The organism is Streptomyces sp. NPDC044571, from assembly GCF_040647115.1.
Classification (GTDB): domain Bacteria; phylum Actinomycetota; class Actinomycetes; order Streptomycetales; family Streptomycetaceae; genus Streptomyces.
On the sequence record NZ_JBEZBN010000109.1, the window covers coordinates 1 to 5,781 of the forward strand.

At 71.2% G+C, this 5,781-nt stretch carries 6 protein-coding genes; 3 read left to right on the top strand and 3 right to left on the bottom strand.

All coding sequences use genetic code 11. The features are described from left to right. Positions 1-162: 162 nt before the first annotated feature. On the bottom strand, positions 163-849 hold the full coding sequence (gene lepB / locus AB0B01_RS30450) for a signal peptidase I (RefSeq protein ID WP_361726106.1): 687 nt from the start codon (positions 847-849) through the stop codon (positions 163-165). 264 nt (positions 850-1,113) lie between these two features. On the opposite strand from lepB, the gene ahcY reads away from it, so the two are divergent. Both ahcY and AB0B01_RS30460 read left to right on the top strand, forming a co-directional pair. Beyond that, complete coding sequence (ahcY, locus tag AB0B01_RS30455; protein WP_361726109.1) at positions 1,114-2,550, top strand: adenosylhomocysteinase; 1,437 nt, start codon at positions 1,114-1,116, stop codon at positions 2,548-2,550. A 100-nt stretch (positions 2,551-2,650) separates the two neighbouring features. Continuing rightward, the gene (locus AB0B01_RS30460; RefSeq protein ID WP_361726111.1) at positions 2,651-3,268 is read left to right on the top strand and encodes a hypothetical protein; all 618 of its coding nucleotides are present in this window, start codon (positions 2,651-2,653) and stop codon (positions 3,266-3,268) included. 3 nt (positions 3,269-3,271) lie between these two features. Here the strand turns inward: AB0B01_RS30460 and AB0B01_RS30465 are convergent, their stop codons facing one another. After that, the gene (locus tag AB0B01_RS30465; protein WP_361726114.1) at positions 3,272-4,186 is read right to left on the bottom strand and encodes an RDD family protein; all 915 of its coding nucleotides are present in this window, start codon (positions 4,184-4,186) and stop codon (positions 3,272-3,274) included. 141 nt (positions 4,187-4,327) lie between these two features. On the opposite strand from AB0B01_RS30465, the gene AB0B01_RS30470 reads away from it, so the two are divergent. After that, positions 4,328-5,335, top strand: coding sequence for a stage II sporulation protein M (locus tag AB0B01_RS30470; protein WP_361726117.1), 1,008 nt, complete (start codon positions 4,328-4,330; stop codon positions 5,333-5,335). Positions 5,336-5,512: 177 nt separating this feature from the next. Here AB0B01_RS30470 and AB0B01_RS30475 read toward each other — a convergent pair. After that, positions 5,513-5,781: hypothetical protein (locus tag AB0B01_RS30475; RefSeq protein ID WP_361726120.1), on the bottom strand; the 269-nt coding region annotated here is incomplete at its 5' end.

A 5,781-nucleotide genomic window follows, 5' to 3' on the forward strand; every position in this document is an offset into this window, starting at 1 on the left:
ACACCTCGCTATACACCCCCCCCCCGACCACCCCAGAAGAGACCACCCCCCCGCGGGCCCGTCCCCCCCCGGGCTGCCGCGCCCCCCCCCCCACGTCCGCCAGGCCTCTCCCGCCAGGCCTCTCCCGTCGGCCCCCACGCGTCGGCCCTCATACGTCGGGCCTCAGGCGAGGGGCCACGCCGCCTGGGGCGGGGCGGCGCCCTGCCCCCGCCGCGCCTTCCGCCGCACCACGAGCGCCGCGATCCCGAGCCCGCCGCCGACGAGGAACGAGAGGATCCCGAACAGGCCCACCGCGCCGGACGCCATGAAGCCCACCGGCGCGGCGACGGCCTTGCCCCGCACCGCCGAGACCGGCAGGGTCCCGTTGTGGTCGGAGATCCGCAGGTGGGAGTCGTACGAGTTGCCGCGGTTGTCGCCCATCACGAACATCCGCCCCTCGGGCACGGTCACGTCGAAGGAGGCCGTCGCCGGAGTGGCCGGGTCCTTCAGGTACGGCTCGGTCAGCGGCACCCCGTTGAGCATCACCGCCCGGTCGCCGACCCGGTACGAGATCCGGTCACCGCCGAGGGCCACCACCCGCTTCACGATGTCCCCCTCCGGAACCCAGCTCGGAGCCGAGATGAGGGCGACGTCCCCGCGCCGGACCCCCTTCCCGGCCCCGACCGTGAAGTAGGCCGTGTCCCCGCGCCGGTACGTCGGGTCCATCGAGTCGCTCGGGACGGAGCGGACCGTAAACCCGTCCCCCACCAGGACGGCCGTCGTCACCGTCACCCCGAGGAACAGCACCCCGCCGAGCACCAGCAGCACCATCGCCCAGATACCGAGTCTCCGGCCCGGCCTGCGTTCCATCCGCCCCACCCCTCTCCTGGCCGCTCCCGGCCGCCCTCCCGAACCGGGACCGGTTCCCGCTTCGACTGGGGAACGCTCCGCCGCTCGGTGTAGATTCGACATCAGTGTCAGGCGTCGCTGCTGATGGCGGTCGGGCGGGTCCTCGTGACCGGCCGAGGGGAGAGAGGGCCCCCGACGGACTGTGCTCGGTGCACCGCCGTCCCACGGTCGGTCGGCGCACGGCTCAGCCGTACCCACCCTCTCGAACCATGAGGAGCAGCACCCATGGACTTCAAGGTCGCAGACCTTTCCCTTGCCGCGTTCGGCCGCAAGGAGATCACCCTGGCCGAGCACGAGATGCCGGGCCTGATGTCGATCCGCAAGGAGTACGCCGCGGCGCAGCCGCTGGCCGGCGCCCGCATCACCGGCTCCCTGCACATGACCGTGCAGACCGCCGTCCTCATCGAGACCCTGGTCGCCCTCGGCGCCGATGTCCGCTGGGCCTCCTGCAACATCTTCTCCACCCAGGACCACGCGGCCGCCGCCATCGCCGTCGGCCCGAACGGCACCCCGGACAACCCGCAGGGCGTCCCCGTCTTCGCGTGGAAGGGCGAGACGCTGGAGGAGTACTGGTGGTGCACGGAGCAGGCGCTGACCTGGCCGAACACCCCCACCGGCGGCCCGAACATGATCCTGGACGACGGCGGTGACGCCACCCTCCTCGTCCACAAGGGCGTCGAGTTCGAGAAGGCCGGCTCCGCCCCGGACCCGTCCACGGCGGACTCCGAGGAGTACGGCCACATCCTCACCCTGCTGAACCGCACCCTCGGCGAGACCCCGCAGAAGTGGACGCAGCTCGCGTCCGAGATCCGCGGTGTCACCGAGGAGACCACCACCGGTGTCCACCGCCTCTACGAGATGATGGCGGAGGGCACGCTGCTGTTCCCGGCGATCAACGTGAACGACGCGGTGACGAAGTCGAAGTTCGACAACAAGTACGGCTGCCGCCACTCGCTGATCGACGGCATCAACCGCGCCACCGATGTCCTGATCGGCGGCAAGGTCGCGGTGGTCTGCGGTTACGGCGACGTCGGCAAGGGCTGCGCGGAGTCGCTGCGCGGCCAGGGCGCCCGCGTCATCGTCACCGAGATCGACCCGATCTGTGCGCTGCAGGCGGCGATGGACGGCTACCAGGTCGCGACGCTGGACGACGTGGTGGAGACGGCCGACATCTTCATCACGACCACGGGCAACAAGGACATCATCATGGCCTCGGACATGGCCAAGATGAAGCACCAGGCGATCGTGGGCAACATCGGCCACTTCGACAACGAGATCGACATGGCCGGTCTGGCGAAGATCGAGGGCATCGTCAAGGACGAGGTCAAGCCGCAGGTCCACACGTGGACGTTCCCGGACGGCAAGGTGCTGATCGTGCTGTCCGAGGGCCGTCTGCTGAACCTGGGCAACGCGACCGGCCACCCGTCGTTCGTGATGTCGAACTCGTTCGCGGACCAGACCCTGGCGCAGATCGAGCTGTTCACCAAGCCGGAGGAGTACCCGACCGACGTCTACGTGCTGCCCAAGCACCTGGACGAGAAGGTGGCCCGCCTCCACCTCGACGCCCTCGGCGTCAAGCTGACCACCCTGCGCCCGGAGCAGGCCGAGTACATCGGCGTCAAGGTCGAAGGCCCGTACAAGCCGGACCACTACCGCTACTGATCCCCGACGCGGCAGCGGCAGCACGTCGAAGGCAGGCCCCCGGCAGCACGCCGGGGGCCTGCCCCGTATCCATCCGAGACCACCCGAGGACCCAGCTCCCATGCCCCGCGGCCGCTACTCGCTCCACGACCCGCACGACCACGCCCCCCTCGGCGAGGAGCACTTCCACTGTGCCCCCGGCCCCTCTGGCTGGCGCTACGTCTCCCAGCTCACCGGCCCGGACGGCGACCACCGGGGCTCGGTCGACCTGGCGGTCGACGAGCTGGGCCGCCCCATCCGCCTCGAACTGAACGCGGCGAGCTGGCAGGTCCGCGGCGCCGCCATCGACGGTGTCACCTGGGTCCGCAGCGACCCGAGCGGCACCGAGGCCACCGAGGGCAACGTCGCCGCGGGCGGCTTCACCGGCACCTCACCGGCCTTCCTGGTGGCGACGGCCCGCCTGCTCCGCCTGACCCCCGGCGCGCCCGCCACGCGGGTCCGGCTCGTCGCCTTCACCGATCCGGTGCTCGCGCCCCGCACCGTCGACCAGGCGTGGGCGCTGCTCGGGCGCGCGGAGCACCCGACGGACAGCGGACCGCTGGTGGTGGACGAGTACCAGGTCACCGCCTTGGACACCGGTGAGGTCCACACGGTTCACCTGGCCGGGGACGTGGTCCTCGCCGCCCCCGGGATCGAGCTCGAACACCTGGAGACCCCGCCCTCGACCTTCGAGGAGTAACCCTCAGGCGGGCGGCGCGAACCCGGTACGGCGGACGGGCTCGGCGGGAGGCTGGGCCGGGGCGGGGGGAGCGGCCGGCACCGCCGGACCGTATCCGGGCACGGCGGCCGGTACGGTCGGAGCCCCGTGTGCGGGAGCAGCAGCCGGTACGGGCGCAGCCGCGTGCCCCGGGGTGCCGAAAGCCCGGGCCGCATCCCTCGACTGCCGTTCGTGCACCACCGCCATCAGATACGCGGCCGCGGGCACGCCGACCGGCGCGGGCGCCCCCGTCCGCGCCACCAGGTCGTCCGCCAGCCGGGCCGCCATCCCCGCACCCACCTGCGGATCCAGCTGGTTCATCCGCGTCAGGTACTGCCGTATCGCCAGCCACAGCCCGTCCGGGACCGCCGACAGGTCCAGCCCGGCGAACCGCCCGGCCAGCCACGGCGGAGGCGGCGGCACCGGCATCACCCGGGCCCCCGGCACCCGCTCCCGGACCACCAGCGTCCCCGCGAACACGTCCCCGAGCCGCCGCCCCCGCGCCGACACCAGGGAGGCGAGGCACGCCACGGTCCCGAAGGTCCCCAGCAGCTCGATGACCCCCATCGCCCCGCGGACCAGGGCGTGCCGGAAACGGATGGGCCCGCCGTCGTCCCGCACCACGCGCAACCCGCACGCGAGCTTCCCGAGCGAACGCCCGTGGCTCAGCGTCTCCACCGCGATCGGCACCCCGACCAGCAGCAGCAGGAAGGACGCCACCGCGACGGCCGCGACGGCGGCCTCGTCCAGCGACGCGGTGGCGAAGCCCAGCCCGATGGAGATCAGGAGGTAGCCGGTGAGGTAGACGACCAGGTCGAGGAGGACCGCCAGCGCCCGGCTCGGAACCCTCGCCGGCCGCAGGCCCAGGACGACCGCGTCCCCCGTCACCAGATCGCTCACCGCTGCACACCTTTCACGTGGCCGGACCCGCCCCTTGGTCATCCAGTCTGCCAAGCTGACCACCGTAGAACTAAGCAGAACCAAGCAGAACCAAGCAGTACCGAGCAGGAGCCAGGTCCTGGGGCAGGGGAGCGGAACCGGATGGATCTCGACGTCTTCGTCACGGCCCACCGGGCGGAATGGGACCGCCTGGAACAGCTCCTGGGCCGCGGACGCCGGCTGACCGGAGCCGAGGCCGACGAGCTCGTCGCCCTCTACCAGCGGGCCTCCACCCACCTCTCCCTGATCCAGTCCAGCGCCCCCGACCCCCTGCTCACCGGCCGCCTGACCCAGCTGGTGGCCCGCGCCCGCGCCACTGTGACGGGCACCCGCCGCGCCGGCTGGCGGGACGCGGCCCACTTCTTCACGGCCGCCTTCCCGGCCGCCGTCCACCGCAGCCGCCGCTGGTGGATACCGACGGCGCTGCTGTCCACCCTGCTCGGCGTGCTCATCGGCTGGTGGATAGCCACCCATCCCGAGGTCCAGGGCGCCATCGCCGCCCCGGAGGAGCTGCAGGCGCTGACGGAGCCGGGCGGCGGGTACGAGACGTACTACTCCAGCCACCCCGCGGCCTCCTTCGCCGCCAAGGTGTGGACGAACAACGCCCAGGCCGCCGCGATGTGCCTGGTCCTGGGAGCGTTCCTCGGGATCCCGGTGCTCTGGATCCTCTTCCTGAACATGGTCAACCTCGGGGTGGGCATCGGCCTGATGGCCTCCGCCGACCGCCTCGACGTCTTCCTCGGCCTGATCCTCCCGCACGGCCTGCTCGAACTGACCGCCGTGTTCGTCGCCGCCGGCACGGGACTGCGCCTCGGCTGGACGGTCATCGACCCGGGCCCCCGCACCCGCCGAGCGGCCCTCGCGGAACAGGGCCGCGCCGCCCTGGGCATGGCCATCGGGCTGGCGGTGGTCCTCTTCGTGTCGGGCCTGATCGAAGGCTTCGTCACCCCGTCCGGCCTCCCCACCTGGGCCCGCATCGCCATCGGCGTCGCCGCCGAGGCCGCGTTCCTGCTGTACGTGTACGTCCTCGGCGGCCGGGCGTCCCGCGCGGGCGAGGTGGGCGACGTCGAAGCCGCCGACCGCACGGCCACGCTCCCGACCGCGGCCTGATGTGCGGGAGGGCCCGTGGAGCTGCTAGTCTCCTCGTCGTCCCGCAAAGGCTGTTGACACGGCTGGATCGGGGAGGTAGATTCGAACGGTTGCCTGGGCTGGACAAGCCCGGCCGTGACGGTTTAAAATCTCTCTCGCCCTGACGGAATTGAATTCCTGTCGGGCGCAGCCGACTCCTCAGTCAGGAAATTGAAGCCGGGAAATCCGGTGGAAAACTTCTGATAGAGTCGGAATCGCCGGAAAGGGAAAACCGCGAAAGCGAAGAACCTGGAAAGCGAGCGGGACGGACTCTGATAGAGTCGGAAACGCGAGAACGAAAGCCCGGAGGAAAGCCCCAGTAAGTGTTACTGAGGTGAGTACGAAGGAAGCGTCCGTTCCTTGAGAACTCAACAGCGTGCCAAAAATCAACGCCAGAAGTTGATACCCCGTCCACTTCGGTGGATGAG

What these genes read in the sequence shown, in the direction of transcription:
- ahcY (WP_361726109.1), top strand. Translation starts at nt 1,114, where the DNA reads ATGGACTTCAAGGTCGCAGACCTTTCCCTTGCCGCGTTCGGCCGCAAG.
- AB0B01_RS30470 (WP_361726117.1), top strand. Translation starts at nt 4,328, where the DNA reads ATGGATCTCGACGTCTTCGTCACGGCCCACCGGGCGGAATGGGACCGC.
- AB0B01_RS30460 (WP_361726111.1), top strand. Translation starts at nt 2,651, where the DNA reads ATGCCCCGCGGCCGCTACTCGCTCCACGACCCGCACGACCACGCCCCC.
- lepB (WP_361726106.1), bottom strand. Translation starts at nt 849, where the DNA reads ATGGAACGCAGGCCGGGCCGGAGACTCGGTATCTGGGCGATGGTGCTG.